General features: G+C 64.1%; 14 protein-coding genes. 3 read left to right on the forward strand and 11 right to left on the reverse strand.

The features are described from left to right. Nucleotides 1-52 precede the first annotated feature (52 nt). The 5 genes from KF688_16105 to KF688_16125 form a co-directional block, all read right to left on the reverse strand. Nucleotides 53-532 (reverse strand): hypothetical protein, encoded by a 480-nt coding sequence (locus KF688_16105; protein ID MBX3427202.1) that lies wholly within the window; start codon nt 530-532, stop codon nt 53-55. Nucleotides 533-601: 69 nt separating this feature from the next. Further along, complete coding sequence (locus tag KF688_16110) at nt 602-1,663, reverse strand: DUF1559 domain-containing protein (GenBank protein MBX3427203.1); 1,062 nt, start codon at nt 1,661-1,663, stop codon at nt 602-604. Nucleotides 1,664-1,799: 136 nt separating this feature from the next. Further along, a complete protein-coding gene (locus KF688_16115; protein ID MBX3427204.1) occupies nt 1,800-3,041 on the reverse strand; it encodes a PEP-CTERM sorting domain-containing protein in 1,242 nt (413 codons plus the stop codon). Nucleotides 3,042-3,360: 319 nt separating this feature from the next. After that, on the reverse strand, nt 3,361-4,017 hold the full coding sequence (locus KF688_16120) for a PEP-CTERM sorting domain-containing protein (GenBank protein MBX3427205.1): 657 nt from the start codon (nt 4,015-4,017) through the stop codon (nt 3,361-3,363). A gap of 488 nt (nt 4,018-4,505) precedes the next feature. Continuing rightward, nucleotides 4,506-5,516: a LacI family DNA-binding transcriptional regulator gene (locus KF688_16125; GenBank protein ID MBX3427206.1), complete on the reverse strand. Its 1,011-nt coding sequence runs from the start codon at nt 5,514-5,516 to the stop codon at nt 4,506-4,508. Nucleotides 5,517-5,780: 264 nt separating this feature from the next. On the opposite strand from KF688_16125, the gene KF688_16130 reads away from it, so the two are divergent. Then, nucleotides 5,781-7,103, forward strand: coding sequence for an MFS transporter (locus tag KF688_16130; GenBank protein MBX3427207.1), 1,323 nt, complete (start codon nt 5,781-5,783; stop codon nt 7,101-7,103). Nucleotides 7,104-7,143: 40 nt separating this feature from the next. Here KF688_16130 and KF688_16135 read toward each other — a convergent pair whose 3' ends face one another. Further along, complete coding sequence (locus KF688_16135) at nt 7,144-9,453, reverse strand: bifunctional SulP family inorganic anion transporter/carbonic anhydrase (GenBank protein ID MBX3427208.1); 2,310 nt, start codon at nt 9,451-9,453, stop codon at nt 7,144-7,146. A gap of 2,191 nt (nt 9,454-11,644) precedes the next feature. Further along, entirely contained in the window at nt 11,645-12,949 is a 1,305-nt protein-coding gene (locus tag KF688_16140) for an IS3 family transposase (GenBank protein ID MBX3427209.1), read from the reverse strand. Between the two features lie 594 nt (nt 12,950-13,543). On the opposite strand from KF688_16140, the gene KF688_16145 reads away from it, so the two are divergent. Continuing rightward, nucleotides 13,544-14,836, forward strand: coding sequence for a hypothetical protein (locus KF688_16145; GenBank protein ID MBX3427210.1), 1,293 nt, complete (start codon nt 13,544-13,546; stop codon nt 14,834-14,836). A 212-nt stretch (nt 14,837-15,048) separates the two neighbouring features. On the opposite strand, the gene KF688_16150 is transcribed toward KF688_16145, so the two are convergent. The 3 genes from KF688_16150 to KF688_16160 form a co-directional block, all read right to left on the reverse strand. Further along, nucleotides 15,049-15,465: a DoxX family protein gene (locus KF688_16150; protein ID MBX3427211.1), complete on the reverse strand. Its 417-nt coding sequence runs from the start codon at nt 15,463-15,465 to the stop codon at nt 15,049-15,051. Nucleotides 15,466-15,507: 42 nt separating this feature from the next. Then, on the reverse strand, nt 15,508-16,212 hold the full coding sequence (locus tag KF688_16155) for a pirin family protein (protein ID MBX3427212.1): 705 nt from the start codon (nt 16,210-16,212) through the stop codon (nt 15,508-15,510). A gap of 68 nt (nt 16,213-16,280) precedes the next feature. Next, on the reverse strand, nt 16,281-16,763 hold the full coding sequence (locus tag KF688_16160) for a MarR family transcriptional regulator (GenBank protein MBX3427213.1): 483 nt from the start codon (nt 16,761-16,763) through the stop codon (nt 16,281-16,283). 423 nt (nt 16,764-17,186) lie between these two features. On the opposite strand from KF688_16160, the gene KF688_16165 reads away from it, so the two are divergent. Then, nucleotides 17,187-19,709: an arylsulfatase gene (locus KF688_16165; protein MBX3427214.1), complete on the forward strand. Its 2,523-nt coding sequence runs from the start codon at nt 17,187-17,189 to the stop codon at nt 19,707-19,709. Nucleotides 19,710-19,752: 43 nt separating this feature from the next. Here the strand turns inward: KF688_16165 and KF688_16170 are convergent, their stop codons facing one another. Then, nucleotides 19,753-20,652, reverse strand: coding sequence for a LysR family transcriptional regulator (locus KF688_16170; protein ID MBX3427215.1), 900 nt, complete (start codon nt 20,650-20,652; stop codon nt 19,753-19,755). Nucleotides 20,653-20,700 lie beyond the last annotated feature (48 nt).

The following is a 20,700-nucleotide window of genomic DNA, read 5'->3' on the forward strand; positions in this document are numbered from 1 at the left end:
GGGCGGCAAGTCAGGGGCGAGTCGCTGCGGCCGAGGGAACGCTGCCGATTGGTCAGCGCCCATTCGCGGCGGTCGTCGGCGAGTTCTTGGCGGTCAGTTCAATATTGATCGTGTTCGAGCCCCTCTCGACCGTGTATCGCAGCCCAGAGGTCCCTTCGACGGCATAGTGGCGCGGCGTGATAAATGCCCCCGGCATCGGGGGACCGCCGCCGGCCGGTGTTTCGCCAGGCTCGCGCGCGACGACCGTAACGACGTACTCGCCGACGGCGAGCCCGGATTCGCGATTCGTCCGCAGCGTGTAGCTGCCGTCGCTCTGGATGGCGCCGGCGGCGCGTGGTCCCCCGGCGGTCGGCGCGAATCCGACCACGCCCCGTTCCAGCGGCTTGCCGTCGAGCGTAACGACTCCCGAGACCGAGGCCGGGAGCCCCCCGCAGCCGACGAAGGTCGTCAGCACCAGCGAGAACGCGGCCGATCGACGGCCCAGAGCGGTCAGAAGGCGCAAATTCACTCGACGAACGCCGACGTGTGGCATGATGGGCAGGGTCCTTGTTCGCGATGAGAAGGCGACGCAGCGCGCCCGCTCGGCGGGTGGCGCTGCAGATTACGGCAGATTGGCGACCTCGCCCCCGTTGCGGGTCGAGAGCGCGCGATACAGTTGGTGATCGATTCCTTCGCTAAGGAATTGTACCGAGGCGTCGGCCATGGCGAAGTGGACGCCCCCGGGGTGCAGGCTGCGGAACCCGCGAACGTCGTACCACTGTTGTCGCACGAGCTCGGGATCCCCCAGCAGGAAGTAGTTGAGCTGCATGTTGCAGGAGGCCCAGTCGCCGTCGGAGAAATACGCCATCGCATGCAGGTCCTGATCAGCGACCGCCTCGCCGATCATGAGCGTGTTGCTCAGTCCGTCGGAAATCTGCTTGAAGTTGATCGGCTCGTAGTAGCTCATCTTCCAGAACAGTCCGTTGCAGCCGAGCGTCTCGAAGCAGTCGGGAACGCTTCCGTAGGTGCTGTTGCTCCACAAGCCGCCGGCGCCGAAGACCTCGCCGAGAGCCGTGTCGCCGACGACTCCCTTGTAACTGGTGACCGCCGTCGTGACTTGCTCCCAGTGGTAGTTGCCCAGGCGGGGAGTCGCGGAGGAATCCGAGGGACAGGTCAGCACGGGAAGCTGATCGTCGAGGAATTGGCGAATTTCAGGCCTGCCCATCCCGCGGCCGTTCGTGGCAGTTGCGATGAATCGCATATCGGCGCCCGGATTGTCGAAGCCGGGCTTGAGTCCGTCGTACATCGCCTGCTGTTCGAGTTGCGGCAGCACGTCGACGATCCACCCTTTGCCGTTGGTGTTCCGGCCGGACACGTATTTAGAAGGGGTGGCTTCCTCGACGCCGCCCCCCGGCAAGCGATATTGTTCGCGTCCGTAGCTCGTGTTGTAGTTGATGCCGAACGGCAGACGCCGCTTGGAATCGTGATGATTTTGCACGGCCAATGCCACGTTCTTCACGTTGTTGGCGCACGACATCCGTCGGGCCGCTTCCCGAGCAGCCTGGACGGCCGGCAGCAGCAGGGCCACCAGCACGCCGATGATCGCGATGACGACCAGCAACTCGACCAACGTGAACGCCGGTCGCTGGCCTAAGGAACGAGCGGGGCGGGAGAAGGGCTTCATCACGTGCGTCGTTTCCTGTGATGAGGACGTCGTCGCGGCAAGCACGCCGGTTCGGCGACCTAAGAAGGGAATCCTGTAAAGCGGGCCTCGCGCGGCGCGAACCGACGAACCGGTTCGCGCCGTGCGGCGACCAAGATTAGCTGCGCGAACGGACGAGTCGTCCCGCGCCCGACAACAGGGCCAACAGCAGGAGCGAAATCGTCGTCGGTTCGGGGACGGCGCCAATCGTCGCGACTGCCGGCCCGACGCCCGTGCCGTATTGCGTCTTCCAGAACCCGAGATCGACCCCGTCGACGTCGCCGTCGTAGTCGGAGTCCCCCATGGCGGTCGTCGCTCCGGAAGTCGTGCCGAAACCTCGCTGCCAGATCAAAAAGTCCGTGCCGTCGACGCCGCCGCTGGAGTTGAAGTCGGCGACCGGCATTTCGCTCAACGCCGGGTCAGGGTTCGTATTGGGCGTCACGGCCCCGGCGTTGGCGAACACCTCGACCAGCGCATTGTCGAACCACAAGCTGCCGCTCACCGCGCCCCCGGCGAAATCGCCCCAGAACATCACGGCTCGCACCTCCTCGACGTCGGCGACGGTGTAGACGTCGTCGCCGATGCCGAACCAGTCGGAGTCGTTCACCGTGTAAGTGACCTCGATCCGCGTCCACGCGGTCGTCGTGACCGTTCGGATGCGTCCTTCGCTTGCCGCGAAGGGATCGATCACCGAGCCGTTCTTGTTGACGTCGATCCAGATCCCTTGTCCGAGGTGTTGATCGGTGTCGACGATCTTGTCGCCCCAGAGCGGTTGAAGTTGTCCGCCGTTCGTGTCGGCGGACGTGCTGAGCGCCTGCTTCCAGAACTCGAACTTCAGCACAGGTTCAATTTGCGGCGCCGCCGTGATCGGGTTGTTAGGATCCTCGCGGACCCACATCGAGTATCGCAGCACGTTGCCGTTTTGCAATTTGGCGACGTTGCCGTGAAGCGGGTCGGAGACCGCCGTGTTGCCGATCGTCGCGAAAACCGAGTTCGGCGGGGTCGTGTTCGGCGGGTCGTCGTTTTGGTCCATATTCGTGGGGCCGTCGAACGTGACGTCGATGCCGTTCTCGCCGTTGGAGACCGGAATTGAGATCCCGGCGCCCGATCCGGCGCCCGTATTCTGGGTCTGCACGAGGATGTGATTGCCGCGATACACCGCGGTGTCGTCGTTGCCGAAGGCGCCGAACGCGAAGACGTCGGTCAGCCCGAAGCCCAGACCGTCGGCGTTCATGTCGGTGTCGAGCACGGTGGCGTTGGCGGCGGCGACTCGCTGCGGATTTGCGGGGCCGAGCCAGATCGCGGCGGCGGAGAGCGCGAGCAGGCTCGCGCACTTCATCATGTGGAAACCGGGGGCCATATCGACGTTCTCCCTCTCATGCAAAGCCGCCTCGAACCTCGATGGACGAGCTCGGCGACGCGAACAGAATTGTTGACTCGGCAGCAGAAACAAGGCCACGAGGCGCCCTGGACGGTGGGTCGCGGACCGCAGCCCCGTCCGCGTGGCGCTCGATGACGAGAACGCGACGCCGCACCGCCCCCAGCGTCAATCTTCGCTGCGTGCGGCGTCGCGATTCCCGATACCTGCAAGCGCCGTCCTGGACGGGCTTGCAGCGACTCAGACCGACTCGCACGGCCGACGAAGCAGGCCGGCCGTGCGAGCTCGCTATCCTGTTCAATCAGGCCCGGCGACGACGAGCGAAGCGGACCACGCCGATCAAACCGATTCCCGCCAGCAGCACGCTGCCCGGCTCGGGGACCTTGAACGAGAAGTCGTCGATGAACAACGTCCCGCTTCCTCCGGTGGAAAACGTTTGTCCGGCATAGACGGCCCGTGCGATCGTCGCCCCGGCGGGCGCCGTCGCGACGAGGTTGAACATCGTGTAGTCGGAAGTCAGCGCGGGGACCAGATTGGGAGTTCGACCGATCTCGCTCGTGTCGTCGCGCCACTCGATACGGACCTCGGGGCCTACGTTGGTGTTGCTGCCGACCGCCTTGTGCCAGCCCATGAAACTCCATGTGCTGCCGCCGGTCACCGGCACGTCCTGGAACACGCCGGCAAAGCTGTTAGGGCCGCCCAGGGTCAGGTCGATGTGCGAGGCGCCCGTGCGGGGCATCACCGTGCTGACCAAGGTCGAGGTGCCGGCGGCGCCCCCGGAAAAGCCTTCCCAAGAGCCGACGAACGGAGGGCCGTCGTAGGTGATGGGGTCTTCAAAGCTCGGATTCGCAAACTGGTTTGCATTGGCCTGCGAGCAGCAGGCGATCACGATCGCGCTCAGAGCGATTGCGACCGACGCCGCGCGGGTCGGACTTGGCTTTCTCAGTGTTGACAGCATGAGCGTTTCTCCAGAGGGACTACGACAAAACAACAACGCGACGAACGAATGCCCATGGAACGGGCCGACTCTTCTCGCCAGACAGTTCTTGAAACCAGCGCCCAGCAGTTCCGTCGCTCGGATCGCAGCGGAGCAACGAAATCCAAGACTTCGTGGGAAAGGAGCAGAGAAAAGACGAGTTACGGAAACAAAGGAACCGCGAGCTTGGCTCGACGCCTCACCCGATGAACTTTGACGAACCGATCGCGGGTGCGAACGCAACAAAGGATTTCGAGCGACGCGGGCTCGGAGAGCAAGACGAGTGAGAATCGCAAGTGAAAAGAAAACGTTCTGTAACAGTTACTATATTGACGATCTAAGAGCCCGGCGTCAAGTCAATTCCGGGAAAATCGGCAGAATTCGTGAAATCGGAACTCGCGCTGCGACACCACTTGCCTTGCGAAGAACGGGGGAGCACGACCGCGAGACTGCAGAATCGAGGCCCTCGCTCAGCGTTCGCTCGTGGCCGGCCGGCGGGACGCCGTCGGAGCAGGCCCGGCCGTACGATGGATCTCCAGCCAGGCCTCTCCCCGCAGCGTCATGTTCCGAGCCAGCGGATTCGCGGCAGCCGTCTCCGCAACGAACTCGAACGCCCGGCGACCCAGCTCGCGCGAGTCCTGACAGACCGCAGTCATTTCCGGAAAGACCGTGTTGCGAATGTCGGCGTCGTCGAATCCCACGATCGAGATCGTCTCGGGGATCAGGACCCCCAAGCTGTGGGCCTCGTTGATCGCCCCGACCGCCACCAACGGGTCGGCAATGAACACGGCCGTCGGGGGGGAAGGGAGGCTGATCACCTTCCGCATCAGTTGGGTGCCGTCCTCTTGCCGAGCCGGCAATTTGAAGACGAAGCGCTCGTCGTACAAATCGTGCGATTGCAGCACCTCGCGGTACGATCGGTACCGATCGAGGTGGTCGCCGTCTTCGCGCTCGCTCGACGCAAAAGCGATTCGCCGATGGCCCAGGGAGACGAGATACTCGACGGCCTCCAAGCTCGCCGCCCGGGAGTCGTTGTAGACGAACCTCAACTGCGGGGCGTCGAAATGGTCTCCCAGGACGACCAACGGGAAGTCCTCTTCGGCCATCTGAGCGACCAAGTCCCGCTCGGCCGCCGTGCAGCGGATGATCGCCCCTTCGATCCCCTTGCGCATAAAGAACTGAGCGAACGTTTCGTCGGCCCGTTTGTCCCGCCGCAAATGGACGATCTGCAAGTCGAAGGGGGAGTCCTGCATGGCGGCAATCATGCCGTCGAAGCAGGCCGCGTCGTAGGGGGAGCCGGCCGTAAACTGGCCCGTGTAGACCAGGGCGATGCAGCCTTGCGATTTTCGACCCACGGTGGGTGAATAACCGCAACGAGCGACCGAGGCCATGACCCGGTCCCGCAATTCCGGGGTCACCGAACCGCTGCCGTTGACCACACGCGAAACCGTGGCGATGGAAACGCCTGCGTCTTCTGCCACTCGGCGGATCGATGACATGAAAAACCCGAGGAAATAGCCAGTGAAACAGTTTCTTATCTGTATCCTGGCCTCCCGCTCCGGCAAAGTCAATCCTCTTTGGGTTCCGGCCAGATGACGAAGTCCTCGACTTCTGTCACTCTGGGGCTTTGCGAGGGCATACCGGGCGTCAGGGCCGCTGGCCCGCGGCAAACCGGCGGTCCTCTCGCAACGGCCGATTCTGCCGAGGCTGTCGCCGCTGACTCATCGCTCGAAGCCGCCTTGTTCATGCCCCACGCCGAACCCGAGCATCGTTCGTCCTTGGGGCTGATGTTGCGTCTCTCGGCGATGATGTTCCTCCAGTATTGGTCCTTCGGCGCCTGGGCGGTGACCGTGGGGACGTACATCGCCGCGAACACGGGCGAGGAGGGGGCCGCCATCTTCTCGGCAGGATTCATCGGATACAGCTCCGCAGCGGGCGCCATCGGCAGCCTCCTGTCACCGGCCATCGTCGGAATCCTCAGCGATCGGTACTTTTCCGCCCGGCGACTCTTGGCCGTCACGCAACTCGGCTGCGCCGCGGCGAATTGGGGGATGCATCAAAGCCGCAGCGAGTGGACGTTTTTGTTGTGGCTGCTGGCGTATTTCCACTGTCTCTTCCCGGCCATTGCGATGACCAATGCGATCGGGCTCAGGAATCTTCGCAATTCCCAGGCCGAGTATCCCGTCGTTCGCGTGGCCGGGACGCTCGGCTGGATTGCGGCGGGGTTGTTCGTCGGCATGGGGTGGCCGTGGGCGACGGGCGTCTCGATCGAGGCGACGCGAATCCCGCTGGCGATCGGGGCGGCCAGCAGCCTGCTTCTGGCGATCTTCGCCCTCGCATTGCCCGCGACCCCTCCGCCGCAGCGTCAACCAAGCATGGCGATCACGGCCACTTCGGTCTCCGGCGGCGCAACGGGGGTGGGGCGTCCGCTGGCGATGTTTCTTATTGCTTCCGTGTTCGCCTGTCTGTCGAGCGTCGCTTACAACAGCTACGCCAACCTGTACCTCAACCAGCGCGGATTCCCCAACCCGGCGGCGCTGATGACCATGGGGCAGGTCTCCGACGTCGTATGCCTGTTCGCAACGCCATGGCTCGTGGCGCGGGTCGGACTGCGAGCGCTCTTCGCCGCAGGGATCGCCGCCTGGGCCGTTCGCTACGGGCTGTTGGCCGGGGGAAGTCGGCTGGCCGGCGACTGGCCCGTTTACGCGGCCATCGTCGTTCACGGTCCGTGCTTCGTGTTCGTGTTCGTCGTCGGCGTGATGATCGTCGACAAATTGGCAGGTGAAGCGTATCGCGGAGTCGCGCAAGGGCTGTTCACCGGCGCTTCGACGGGGGCGGGGAACCTGCTCGGCGCTTTCGCCATGGGGTTGGCTCAGACGCGGTTCCTGACTCCTGCGGGGGAGTCGCCCCCTCCGTATCGCTGGTCGGAGTTTTGGCTCGTCCCGGCCGCGATGAGCGTCGCGGCCGGGATCATTTACGTCAGCGTCTGGAAGTCGTTGCGCCCGCGCGGCGAAGCGCAGCCTGCCGGCGAGCGACGCGAAGCGCAAGGCGAATCGTCGACGGTCTGAGTTGCGCTCGCCGCATTCACTGTGCCGTACCGGGTCTCTTTCACGGGCCTCCGACGACGGGGGACTTGGCGACGACGTCGGCCAAGTCTTCAAGGAGGTTGCTGCCGTAGCTGTCGGGGAGCAGGAACTCGATGTGGCCCGTCGTGACGTCGTACATGGCGCCGACAATGGCGATGCGATCGGCGTCGACCAAGCCGCGCAGCGTGCGGCTGCGCGCGTAGATCTCCGCGACGGTGCGCTGGACGTTGCGGCGGGCCACTTGATCGACGAACGCCGCGCGCTCGCGGTCGCCGGAACGCCGGTGGAAGTCGTCGATGCGACCGGCGATCGAGTGGTTGATCTCCTCGACCACTTCCCCCAAGTGATTGCAGGACGCCAGCAGCGGGTCGATCGGCTCGCCCCGGGCCGTAGCCGCGGCGAGTTGCACCGACGAGGAGACCGCCCCGCACTGGGTGTGGCCGATCGCCAGCACGACCTTGGCCCCGGCGACCGAGCAGCCGTACTCCATGCTCCCCAGGATCTTCGGGCCGACGATATTTCCCGCGATGCGGATGCAGAAGATGTCCCCCAACCCCAGGTCGAAGACGATTTCGGCGGGCATCCGCGAGTCGACGCAACTCAGCACGACCGCCAGCGGATGCTGGCCGTGCGCCGCCGCGTGCCGTTGGCGGCGGAAGTCGTACTCGAGGTGACGTCCGGTGCGAAATCGTTCGTTCCCTTCATGCAGGAATCGGAGAACCTGCGCGGGGGACGATTTCGACTGCAGCTCGCGCGTCGAGTAGTCGACGTAGCGAATCTCGTCTTCGAGCTGATAGCTGCTGCGGAAGCCCCGCAGGCTGACCTCGACGCCAAAGGCCGGGGCGATCTCTTGCTTGTATTCGCGAACCAGGCTGAGGATGTCGGGATCGATGTAGTCGGAATGCACCGCGTCGATCAACAGATGGGATCCGGGGGGCGTGTTGCGGAGCGTCTGGCTCAACGAGGCCCGGTTGAGGAAGCTCACTTGATTGGCCAGTTGCAGGTGGACCACTTCCCCGCTGGCGTGTTTCTCGACGACGCGCTGAATCGGGCGCCGCAGGTTGCTGTGGAGGATGAACGTCAGGCTGACGCCCAGCCCGATGAGGACGCCGGTCAACAGGTCGGTCAGCACGATCGCCGCCATGGTGATCACGAACGGCGCAAATTGGTAACGGCCCTGACTCCACATTTTCCGGAACAGGTCGGGGTTCGCCAGCTTGTATCCGGTATACAGCAGGATCGCCGCCAGACAGGAGAGCGGAATGTGATTGAGCTGCGTCGGGAACAGGGCCACGCACACCAACAGCAGACCCCCGTGGATCACGGTCGCCAGCTTGGTGCGCCCGCCGGCCAGCACGTTGACCGAACTGCGGACGATGACCGACGTCATCGGCAATCCGCCGCACAATCCGGCCGTCACGTTGCCCGCCCCCTGGGCCAGCAGTTCGCGGTTGGGAGGAGACTGCCGGCGCTGCGGATCGAGCTTGTCGACCGCTTCAAGATTGAGCAGCGTTTCAAGCGAAGCGACGATCGCGACCGTGATCGCCGCCATGTACGCGGCCGGGTTGGTCCACTGCGTGAAATCGGGGAATGCGAGGAAGCCGACGAACTCGCGCACGCTGCCGGCGACAGGCACCTGCACGAGGTGGCTCGATTGAATCAACCATTCTCCCCCCAGCCGGTCGAACCACAGTTTCAGCCCCGCCCCTGCGAGCACGACGACCAACGGCATCGGCACGAGCGAACCCTTCAGCGGCTTCCATTGCGACACGATCATGAGACCCAGCGAGATCAGCCCCACCACGATCGCGCCTTCGTGAATTTCGCCCCACAGATGCAGCAGCTCGGTGAAGGTGTTTCGCTTGTCCGGCTGGAGGAAGGTCAAGCTCCCGGTCGGATCGGCGTCGCGGCCCAAGAGGTGGGGGATTTGCTTGAGGATGAGGATCACCCCGATCGCCGACAGCAGACCGTGGATGACGCTCGTGGGAAAGAACGCGGACAAGTTGCCGGCGCGGAGCAAACCGAGCACGATCTGCAAGGCGCCGGCGACGGTCACGACGAATAGGAACGCCTCGAACGAGCCGAGCCTTTCGATCTCGAGCGCCACGACGGCCGTCAATCCGGCGGCGGGTCCGCTGACGCTGGTGTGAGACCCGCTGAGGAGTCCGACCATCAGCCCGCCGAGGATTCCCGCGACGATGCCGGAGAACAGAGGCGCCCCCGAGGCGAGCGCAATCCCCAGGCAGAGCGGCAGCGCCACCAAGAAGACGACCACGCCGGCGACCAGATCCTGGTGCAGACGATACGGAGACGCCGCCGCGGATTGGGTCATCGGCGCACCTGCGTGTTGCTGACGAGTCGGACAAGCGGCTCAGCGAACGCCGAGCGCGAGAGAGGACGGCAGCCCCGCTCTCATTTTTGCGTTGGGGACGCTGCTAGTGCAACTCCATCGGGCGGAGTTCGGCGTTCTCGAGTCCAGAACGACGAGTCGTTCCAAGACCGACGGGATGGGCGGATCCGCTCATCAGCGAGCGCCGGGTCGCCATCCCACCGAGGCTCGCAGGACACGCGACTCGCGTGACGGAGATCGCGGAAATCGAAAGCCCGGAGATCAATGCCGCTTGGCGGGGGCGACCGACAAAGTCACCGAGTTGCGAACAGACCCTCGCGCAGCGGCCCCGAGGGCGTCGAGCCGTCGCAGCGGCGACTCCAGACCTCGGCGACGCTCACCGTGCTGGTGCGGACTCAGTGTCAGGCGTTGTATTGAATCCTCGCCTCATACGTCCGAGGGGCGGAGAACGCGTTGTCATTTTGCCGGCGAGCAAAACTCCATCACTATCTCGTGCAAAACTCCGGTCTGCGGGGCGGGGGAGGATTTTCCGAACGTGTTGGGGGTCAACGTCTTGCGCGCCGGGACGGCGGTCGCGGGGCGACTGGTTTTGCTAGCAAAACTCGCGGCGGGCGAGCAAAACTCGCGACCCGTCGCGGCTCGCGCCGGCGCGCGATTGCGTCGCAAGGGCAGGTGAAGCGTGCGGTTGGCAGGATCTGTTCTACGCGATGCGGCGGCCCATTTTCCAGTAAGAATCCCGCGGGAAATTGAGCGGACGATTCCGGCCTTGTCGCGCCCCCCGGGTAGCACCGGTTGTCCTCAAGGGTGTGCGCAAGCAAGAAGCATCTCTCCTGCGGCTGCGCCGCCCCCTGAGGGTCTTCGAGACCAAGTTTCGGGGCGTGCCATGCTCTCGTCCTCGTGAGCATGCGCCGCGTGGCGAGGGGATGCTTCCCGCGCGCAGGCAGCCCCGGCCTCTGGCCGGGGGTCGCGCACCGAAGGTGCAACGCTTGCTCCAACGGAAATTTACCCCCCGGCAGAGCCGGGGGCTGATGTTGCCATTGGCAACGTCGCGCGCGCTGTGCCGCAAGCGCGGGCGAAGCGCGCGGCTGGCAGCATCTGCTCTACGCGATGCGGCGGCCTATTTTCTACCGGAATCCCGCGGGAACTGAGCGGACGGTTCCGGCCTTGTCGCCGGGCGCTCCTCGCTGGATTTTCGCTTCGGGGCGGGCGTGGGCGGCGTCATCGGTGGGTGGGCGGCGACAATTGAGCGGGCTGATTCTGGGGGGTCGAGGCTGGTTTCAGGGTGGGATTGGCGAGGGTTTCTGGCGGCGCGATCATTTGTACCCCACAGACGGTTCCTGTTCGCCGCTGCGCGGCGGGCGGAAAATCGGTCGTGGTGGCTGGTTGACGGCGATTATCGAAGGTTCAAAGCGACAATTTCAGTCGCTGCTGTCGGCTGGTTGGTCTTGGATTGGCGGCTGGTTTTCTGGGGTTTTGGTTGGCGACGACTTTTTGCGCCCTACGGTCTTGGCAGTGCGATTTATTGCACGCTACGGCCACGACTCTACTAATTCCCAAGTCCGAGTGAATCTGGCCCTAAAGAATTCGAATCGAAGGCATGAAACGTTACCGTAAGATGATGATTGCAGCTTGCATTCCAACTGAAACATTACAGCCCCAACAGTTCCCTCGACACGTCCTTGCACAGGCTTGGGCGGCAGGACGTTTAGCGACTCAACGAATGACCCTTCATACGGAAATCTAGTCCCAGCAAAGGCAAGGCTATCAATCGATGAGAAATCGGCTTGAAGTGACTCAACCAAAGCGCGCTCTTTGGAATCTAGCGTTGCTTGCTGAATCACGAGCTTCAAAGAAGCTGTCCCGAAAACGCATGCGTGCATGACTTCATTACCGTCATCCACAAAACGCCACGGCAAGGTCATATTCAAAGAGGTAAGTACCGCATCGTGAAGAGGGCCCAGCCATTCCTGCAATTCGCTTGCGTGAGACAACTCATACAATTCAAAATCATCTGGTGGTCTCCTAGTCATAGCCATTACTCAAAGTCCCGATGGTGGATCTGGCTGCCCGGGCAACGGCGGAATACACCCGCCAAATAGCCGAGGAGAACGGACGCATAGGCAGCTTGGCGGCGTCCTGGTTCAGCGTGAACTGGAATTCCGGCCTTCGGACGTTAGCGGGTTGAAAGGTTGAATTGACGGTTCAGCACCGACGATTTGCGGAGCGGCTGTCGCCGGGGGGAGTTTGTTGGGCGTTCACGCAGACCGGGGGGCTCATCGCCGCCCCCCGGGACCCCCGCTAGCCTTTCTCTGTGTTCCGTTTTGCAGGCGGCCGACGCAGCCGCTTCCTGGCGCCGCGTCGCGCGGCGCTCTCGGGCCTCGGCGAGCTTCCGCTCGCGCCGGGCGTAGATCTCCTCGTGCCGCCCGGCGAGCCGATCGGCGGGGGTGACGTAGCCCAAGGCGGAGTGAAGCCGCGCGTGATTGTACTCCTGGACGAACTCGGCGACGAGTCGGCGCGCATCTTCCAGCGACAGCGGGACGTTCGGGCGGATGCAATCGCGCTTGAGCGTTCCATGCCAGCGCTCCAGCTTGCCGTTGCTCTGCGGATCGTACGGGCTCGTGCGGACATGAGTCATGCCGCACAAGCGGATGAACTCCTTGAAGTCCTTGGCGACGAACTGCGGGCCGTTGTCCGAAATGATCCGCGGCGTCGCGCCGGGGAACTTTTCTCGCGCCCGCTGGATCACGATCTCGACGTCGGCTTCCTTCATCGACTCTCGCAACTCCCAATGAACGAGGTAGCGGCTGCACCCGTCGAGGACGCTCGTGAGGTAGTAAAACGTCCCGCAGACGTTGACGTAGCTGACGTCGACGTGCCAGTGTTCGTGAGGTTGCAAAGGCTGCACGAAGCCGGTTCCCTTCGACGATTCTCGGCGATTCCAGCGGTCGAACCGGCCCGCCTCGTTCAGCACGCGGTAGACGGTCGCCGGGCTGGCGGCGACCAGGTCGGCGTCGAGCATGAGGTACGTCAGCCGACGATAACCTTCGAGCGGCCGCTCGGCGTCGAACGCCCGGATCGCCTCCTTCTCCCACGCCTCCAGCCAGTGGTCGCGCGGCACGGGGGCGTTGTGCTCATTGACCTTCCCGTACCGCGCTTGCCAGTCGTAGAACTTGCTCATGCCGATCCCCAGCCACTGGACTAACTTCTTCGCGGGAACTTCCGTCCGCTGGTGCTTCGCGCGAACGTAGTCGACGACCTCGTCACGGACGTCCGGCTCGACCCACCGCCCCTTCAGGGGAGGCCAGGCGCTTTTTTTAAGCGGACGTTCTCCTCGGTCAGCTCGGCGATCACCTCGTTCTTCACGGCGAGCCGCTGTTCGAGATGGGCGACGCGCCGTTCCACGGGAGACGGCCCGGCCGGCTTGCCCGGCTTCTTCTCGAACGCCGCGGCGGCGCCTTCGAAGAGTTGCTTCTGCCACTGGTAGAACTGCGTCGGCGTGATCTGCGCCTCGTCGCACAGGTCCGACACCGCCACCCCCTCGAGCAAGTGACGCTTCACCAGCGCCACCTTCTGCTGGGCCGTAAAATGACGCCGCTCACGCCGCGGCGAGTCCTGAGAATCGATGCTCATGGGGAATTCCTCCTGAAGGCGTTATGCTAACGCCCGTCAAGCAGAATTCCACTTCCGACTGAGGCAGGACAGGCAGCCCCGGCCTCTGGCCGGGGGGTTGCGCACCAAAGGCGCAACGCTTGCTCAAACGGCAATCGACCCCCCGGCAGAGCCGGGGGCTGATAGTGCCATTGGTAATGTTGCGCGCGGCGCGTGGCAGTGGGATGCTTCTTGCGGCTGCGCCGTGCGAGGTTGAGGACAACCTGGGCTACCCGATGTGGGGGGGCAGCGCGGACGCCCCGAGGGGCTGAGGGCGACGGGGGAGATGCCGGTAGAGTATTCTTGATTTCGCGAGACGGCGGCGCGACGATGTCGGCATGACGCGGCAAGAGGCCGAGCAGGCGGCGGAGACCATCGCAGCTGTCGCGCGAGGGGGAACGTCGCTCCTTCCTCACATCTACGCATGAACCAATTTCGCCACTGCCGCTTTCGCTTCAACACGCGCCAGGCGCTGCTGCTAACGCTGGCGGTCGCCGTGGGGATGACGATCGCCTCAGGTTGGCACTTTGGATTGCTGGCCGTCGTTAGCGTGATGGCAATTGCCGGGCTCTTGAGCGATGTTCGTGCCCTGCGTCGTTACGAGCGAGTGGGCCTGCTCGCTGACAATGACCTCCGTTTTTCCCTGCGGTTCGCCGTCATCTGGCGTCTGACCCTTGCAGCGATACTCGCCTTCTCCCTCACCGCCAAAGTGCTCTTGGTTCGCGGCCTCATCGACCTTCCCAAGGATGAATTCCGGTTCTACGAAGACCCTCTCACCGGCTATCTTCTCTGGTTGGCCCTTGGGTTGGCTCTGGTCGTCGAGTTAAAGGCTCCGCAGTCCAGAAGAACAGCAGTGTGGAGGACTGCAATTGACGTGACTGTGGTCGCGGCTGCCGTTGCGTTGGGTCGATACATAATCGAGGACGCCTGGTGCGTGCCCTACCTTGTTCACCTCATTTGCGAAGATGTGGACGCTGCGCTGATCAATGCCACGCATCGTTATGGAGTGACGGCGCTTTCTGACCGCCGGCTCTATGACGCCGCTTCGTTCGTACTCGCAATTGCGGTAGTCGCCGCGGCGCTCGCTTGGGTCGGGGCCGAGAAGTTGCCTAGGAACCGTCGAGGCTGGAGGGCAACGCTCGGCATCGTCGCGGGCGCGTTTCTCGCCGTCGCCGCGACGATCTCGTACTGGTTTTACTTTCTTGCGTTTCCGAAGCTCTCGCCAGACGCTGCGGAAGCCGGGCTGTGTTCTTCGTGGTGGCGTCGATTGGGCGGTTTGGCGATCGGGGCGCTGCTGACGGCGGCAATCGCTCACCGGGGATGCACAGGTCCCACGGAGAACGAAGCCCCTCCGCTTGAGATCCCTGTTCCGCGCGCCTTCCATCGATCGTTACTTGCGGGGCTGCTGCTCTCGCTCTCGTCCCTGTCCTTGTTCGCGCTTGCTGCTCGTGAGTGCATCGACAATGGCTGGGAAAGCGGGGCATATTTTCTCCTGGATTCAGACAACTACCTGAGTTTCGCTCTGCTCGTACTCGGTCTCTGTATCGTGTGGCGCCGCCTCTGCCGTGCGGACGATGAAGTCATCGAAGTTCGCCCGCTGTCGGCCCGAGCCTTCTTCCTCGCCTGGGGCGCGGCCGCACTTTGGCTGATCGTCGCCGTGCCGAGCCTTGCCGCGTCGGGATGCCTCTCGTGGCACGGGACGTGGTTTCTTGAGTGAAGCGGGGAGCACCGGTTGATCGCAAGGGAGTGCGTGGGCAAGGAGCATTCACTCCAACCGTGGCCCCCAACTGGACCGCCGCTCAGATCCCTGCAGCCCCGGCCTCTGGCCGGGGGTTGCGTACCGAAGGCGCAGCGTTTGCCGCAACGAGAATCTACCCCCCGGCAGAGCCGGGGGCTGATGTCGCCTTTGGCAACGTCGCGCGTGAGGCGTCATTCGGCGGGGGTCGCCGCTTGTCGGGCGTCCCAGCTTCCTCGTCCGGCTCCGTTTGCGATGAGGAAGACCATCGTCCCCATGAGCGCGAGGTTCTTCATGAATTGGATCATCTGCATCTGCCGGTCCTGGCCCTCGAAGGTCCAGAAGTCGTGGAAGTAGTAGGTCGCCAGGGCCAAGAACGTCAGCAGCAGCGCGGCGCCGATGCGCGTCTTGTAGCCGACGATCACCGACAGCCCGCCGACGATGAGGAATGCAATCGCTCCGGCGAGCATCACCTGCGGCGCAGGGACTCCCTCGGCCGCCATGTACCCGGCGACGTCGTTGAACTGGGGGATCTTGTTGCCGACCGCGCTGGAGAGAAAGATCACGGCGATCATTACGCGGCCAAGCACGGAAGCTGCTGACGATAGCATGGTAGAGTTCCTATGGGGTTCGTGAGAACGGGGGGAGCGGGATCAGGCGAGGTCGAACGCCATGACCTCGGTCTCGCCGTCGCCGTCGGCGACGAGGGTCAGTTCAGGCTCGTCGCTGACGGCGGCCCCGTCGCCGGCGGCCAAGGCGACGCCGTTGAGCGAGATGCGTCCGCGGAGGACCTGCAGCCAGGCGTGCCGCTCGACCGCGAGGGCGTGCCTGACTTCGCGGTTCGGATCCAGGGTTGCCAGAGAAATCCGTGCATCCTGATGGATCCTCAGCGAGTCTTCGGCCCCGTCGGGCGAGGCGGCGAGCTGCCAGCGATTGCGGCGCTGTTCTTCCGGAAATCGCTTTTGCTCGTAGCTCGGCTCGATCCCTTTGCGCTCGGGGAACAGCCAGATTTGGTAAAGGTGGACCGGCTCGGTCGCCGAGGGGTTGAATTCGCTGTGGGTGACGCCAGTGCCGGCTGACATCCGCTGGAACTCCCCGGCGCGAATGACCTCGCCATTGCCCAGCGAGTCCCGATGTTCGAGGGCCCCGGAGAGGACGTAGGTGACGATCTCCATGTCGTGATGGGGGTGCGTGCCGAACCCCTGCCCGGGGGCGACGAAGTCTTCGTTCATCACCCGCAGCGCCCGGAACCGCGTGTGGCTCGGATCCTGGTAGGTTGCAAAGGAAAACGTGTGATACGTCTTGAGCCAGCCATGATCGGCATGGCCGCGGTCGCGAGCTTGACGAACTTGAATCACGGCGAGTCCTCCCTGTACGGGGAATGCGAGTCGGCGATCTGCGAGTCGGAGGGGAACTGCTTCGAGCGTCACGGGTCGTCCGTCGCGACGCTCTGGCGAGCCTTCTCCAACAGTCGGCTCAGTTCTTTGAGCTCGGTTTGCGTGAGATGGCCCAGCAACCGCTGGTGAAGTTTCTTGACGGGGTGGTCGAGTCGTGCCAACAGCTTGCGGGCCTTGGGGGCGAGTTGAACGTACACGACCCGCCGGTCCTTGGCGGATCGTCGCCGCGTCACGAGCCCCTGCTTCTCAAGCCGATCGACGAGTCCGGTCATCGCGGGGACGACCTGCACCATCCGCTCGGCGATTTCCTGGCAGGGGAGCGGCTCGCCCTCCCCGCGCAGGATCCGCAGCACGTTGTACTGCGACGGAGTGAGTCCGTATTCGCGAAACAGCCGCCCGACCCGGTTTTGGAACTGGTCGCTGGTTCGCAAGAGATTCAGATGGGCCGCCTGTTCGAGCGAATCGAACGGCATCTTCTTCCTGAGTTCGTGTTGCAGTCCGGTCTTGGCCATCGAGAATCTCCAGTTCACGCACATATATTACACGTCAAATAATGTCATGTCAATAGAGTGCGCCGAGATTCCTGGCCGGTGCGGCCGCTGCGGGATTTCGCCCGGGAAGGCTCGGCCTGACGAGAAGCCGTGCCGTCGCTGATGCGGCGGATCAATTCTCTCCGGCGGCGGGACGCCTTTGCGGAGCAAGGCGCCGCGGGTGCGAGAATTGTCCCAGGGGACCGAGCTATCGCATGTCGCAGCGCCGTAGCGAGGCTCCTGGTCCTGATTGCGCCGCTCGAATACTCGAAACGGTCCTGCCCGGGCGTCGTCTTCGGCTCTTGTTTCGCGCGTGACAGAGCGTCATGCTGAACTGGCCGCCTCGGACTTGGATCGCCAGGTTTCCCGAGACGACGACTCTTCCCTGTCTCCTGCGAGGTTCCGATGGCGTGCATGCGAAGCGGATGGTTGGCGGCAAGCGTCGTGGCGGTCGGTGCGGCGTGGGCCGGATTGCTTTCGGCAGGGGACGCCCAAGAAACGACCGGCGCCCCGGGGTCGCCCGGCGCCACGACGACGATCAGCGGCAAGCAGTTGCCGCCGCCTGATCCGGCCTTCGGCGGGGTCGTCGCGGAGGGCGCGCTGCAATCCAAGGCGTGGTGGGCGCCGCGCGTGACTCCTCCCCAGGGAGCGCCGAACGTCCTGCTGATCATGACCGACGATTCAGGCTTCGGCGTGCCGAGCACGTTCGGCGGCGTCGTGCCGACTCCGACGATGGATCGCATCGCCCGGGCCGGGCTGCGCTACAACAACATCCACTCGACCGCGCTTTGTTCGCCGACGCGGGCCGCCCTGATCACGGGACGCAATCACCACTCGGCCGGTTTCGGCGTCATCTCCGAACAGTCCACCGGTTTTCCCGGATACAACAGCATCATCGGCAAGGACAAAGCGACCATCGGTCGGATCCTCAGAGAGCACGGCTATGCGACCTCGTGGTTCGGCAAGGACCACAACGTCCCGGCGTTCGCAGCGAGCCAAGTCGGTCCGTTCGACAACTGGCCGGTCGGCCAGGGTTTTGAGTATTTCTTCGGTTTCATCGGCGGCGACGCGAACCAGTGGCAGCCCAACCTGTTTCGCAACACGACGCAAATCTACCCGTTTACGGGAAAGCCCGAGTGGAATCTGGTGACGGGCATGGCGGACGACGCGATCGACTACCTCCACCGCGTCGACCAGATCGATCCCGGGAAGCCCTTCTTCTGTTACTATGTGCCGGGCGCCACGCACGCTCCGCACCACCCGACGAAGGAGTGGGTCGACAAGATCCGCGCCTTGCACCTGTTCGACGACGGCTGGAACAAGGTTCGCGAGCGGATCTTTGCGAATCAGAAGCGGCTGGGAGTCGTTCCCGCGGACGCCGAGTTGGAGCCTTGGCCGGCCAAGCTGATTAAGAATTGGGACGACTGCACCGCGGAGGAAAAGCAGCTGTTCATCCGGCAGGCGGAGATCTTCGCCGCCTACGCGGCCTACACGGACCATGAGATTGGTCGCGTCATTCAGGCCATCGAGGACATGGGCAAGCTCGACGACACGATCGTCATCTACATCAACGGCGACAACGGGACGAGCGCCGAGGGGGGCCCGCTGGGGACCCCCAACGAAGTCGCCTTCTTCAACGGCGTCAACATGATGCCGGTCGCCGAGCAGATGAAGTGGTACGACGTCTGGGGCACCGAGCAGACGTACAATCACATGTCGGCCGGGTGGTCGTGGGCCTTTGACACGCCGTTTTCCTGGTTCAAGCAGAACGCCTCGAAGCTCGGCGGCATCCGGCAGTGCATGGCGATCTCCTGGCCGGCCCGCATCAAGGACCAGGGAGGCCTCCGCGAGCAGTTCTGCCATGTGATCGACGTCGTTCCGACGCTGCTGGAGGCGAGCGGAATTGCGGCGCCCGAGACCGTCGACGGCATCCCCCAGGCGCCGATTGAAGGAACGAGCTTCGCGTACACGTTCGACGCCGCCAACGCCAAGGCCCCGTCGCGGCATACGACCCAGTACTTCGAGATGATGGGGCAATGGGCGCTGTATCACGAGGGGTGGCTGCTGAGCACGAAGGTGAACCGCGCTCCGTGGGAGGCCTTCGGCGCCGCCAACCCCGATCCGCTGGACAACCAGGTCCTGGAACTTTACGACCTGAACACGGATTTCACCCAAGCCCGGAACATCGCCGATAAGCATCCTGCCAAGGTGCAAGAGCTCAAGCAGATGTTCGTCGCCGAGGCGAAGAAGCACCACGTCTTTCCGCTCGACGCTTCCGTGGCGGCGCGGATCGTCGCCCCGCGTCCGAACATTACTGCGGGCCGGACCGAGTTCGTCTACACTCGGCCCATGATCGGGCTGCCCCAAGGCGACTCGCCGGTGCTGCTCAACTGCTCCTACTCGGTCACGGCCGAGATTGCCGTTCCCGAGGGGGGCGCCGAGGGGATGATTCTTACCTCCGGCGGTCGGTTCGCCGGGTACGGTTTTTATCTCCTGGGGGGGAAGCCGACATTTCTCTGGAATTTGATCGATCTGGAGCGCATCAAGTGGGAAGGTCCCGCGCCGCTCGCGGCCGGGGACCACACGCTGGAGTTCGACTTCCAGTACGAGGGACTGGGGGTCGGCACCCTGGCGTTCAACGATCTCAGCGGACTGGGGCGATCCGGCGTCGGCACGCTCAAAGTCGACGGTCAGGTCGTGCAGACCCGACGGATGGAGCGCACCTTGCCGATGATTCTGCAGTGGGACGAAAGCTTCGACATCGGGTCCGACACCCTGACCGGGGTCAACGACGCCGACTATCATCCGCCGTTCCCCTTCACCGGGGAGTTGCGGAAACTGACGATCAAGGTCGACCGTCCGGAATTGTCGGAGGCGGACGTCCGGCGGTTGGAGGCGGCCCAGCGCGAGAATCCGCTGAGCGAGTAAGCCCCGCGGCGGTCGCGCCGAGCGAGCCGGTTCAAGCGGCGCGTCACGAGTCACCGGCAGCGCGGCGGGCCGCGGCCGTGCGCCGCAGGCATTCGCGAAACGCCTTGAGCAGCCGGCTCTGAAACCGGTCGGGATTCCAGGCGACCGCGACGGTGCGCATCGGCTGGCGGCCGGCGAACGACCGATAGACGCGGCGGTCGCTCTGGTCGAGTCGCCGCGCCATGGCCGGGATCATCGAGACGCCGTGCGCCAGGGAGACCAGTTCCTGCACCATCGCCAGTTGACTCGTCCGTTCGACGGCCACCGGCTGAAAGGAACGCTGTCGGCAGAACGTCGCAATGTTGTCCGACAGGCAGTGCGCTTCGTCGAGCAAGACGAACTGGTAAGGTTCCACGTCTCCGAGGCGAATCTTATCCTTGCCCGCCAGCGGGTGCCCCGGCGGGAGCACCAACAGCAGCTCCTCGTCGAACAGTTCCTCGACGGCGAGTCGCTTGGCGGGCAGCGGCAACGCGAGTACTGCCAGATCGAGTTCGCCTTGCAGGCAACGCTCGACGAGCGCGTCGGTGGTGCTTTCCTGCACGACGACGGTCGCATGCGGATGCTCTTGCGAGAACTGACGCAGGACCTCGGGGAGCAAGTACGGGGCGATCGTCGGAATGGCTCCGATGCGCACCCGCCCGCTGCGTCCGTCGTCGGCGATCTCGGCCTTCGTGTCGTCGAGAAGGGCAAGCACTTGCTGCGCCCGGGCTTGCAACAGGATGCCGGCGTCGGTCAGCGAGACGGATCGCGTTTTTCGTTCGAGCACCGGCTGGCCGAGTTCCTCTTCGAGTTTTTGGATCGAGCGGCTCAGCGCGGGCTGCGAGATCGCCAAGTCCTCGGCGGCGCGGGTGAAATTCCCGCGGTCGGCGACGCGCAGAAAGTACCGCAGTTGATCCAGTTCCATACGCCGGCCCGGGGAGGCAATGCATAAAATGCATGAGTGCAATCAATA

It is taken from the genome of Pirellulales bacterium (genome assembly GCA_019636345.1).
Classification (GTDB): domain Bacteria; phylum Planctomycetota; class Planctomycetia; order Pirellulales; family Lacipirellulaceae.

Bases quoted from the DNA above. Each gene is read 5' to 3' on its own strand.
- KF688_16120 (MBX3427205.1), bottom strand. From the start codon at position 4,017: ATGCTGTCAACACTGAGAAAGCCAAGTCCGACCCGCGCGGCGTCGGTC.
- KF688_16160 (MBX3427213.1), bottom strand. From the start codon at position 16,763: ATGGCCAAGACCGGACTGCAACACGAACTCAGGAAGAAGATGCCGTTC.
- KF688_16145 (MBX3427210.1), top strand. From the start codon at position 13,544: ATGAACCAATTTCGCCACTGCCGCTTTCGCTTCAACACGCGCCAGGCG.
- KF688_16170 (MBX3427215.1), bottom strand. From the start codon at position 20,652: ATGGAACTGGATCAACTGCGGTACTTTCTGCGCGTCGCCGACCGCGGG.
- KF688_16115 (MBX3427204.1), bottom strand. From the start codon at position 3,041: ATGGCCCCCGGTTTCCACATGATGAAGTGCGCGAGCCTGCTCGCGCTC.
- KF688_16135 (MBX3427208.1), bottom strand. From the start codon at position 9,453: ATGACCCAATCCGCGGCGGCGTCTCCGTATCGTCTGCACCAGGATCTG.
- KF688_16110 (MBX3427203.1), bottom strand. From the start codon at position 1,663: ATGAAGCCCTTCTCCCGCCCCGCTCGTTCCTTAGGCCAGCGACCGGCG.
- KF688_16165 (MBX3427214.1), top strand. From the start codon at position 17,187: ATGGCGTGCATGCGAAGCGGATGGTTGGCGGCAAGCGTCGTGGCGGTC.
- KF688_16105 (MBX3427202.1), bottom strand. From the start codon at position 532: ATGCCACACGTCGGCGTTCGTCGAGTGAATTTGCGCCTTCTGACCGCT.
- KF688_16130 (MBX3427207.1), top strand. From the start codon at position 5,781: ATGCCCCACGCCGAACCCGAGCATCGTTCGTCCTTGGGGCTGATGTTG.
- KF688_16150 (MBX3427211.1), bottom strand. From the start codon at position 15,465: ATGCTATCGTCAGCAGCTTCCGTGCTTGGCCGCGTAATGATCGCCGTG.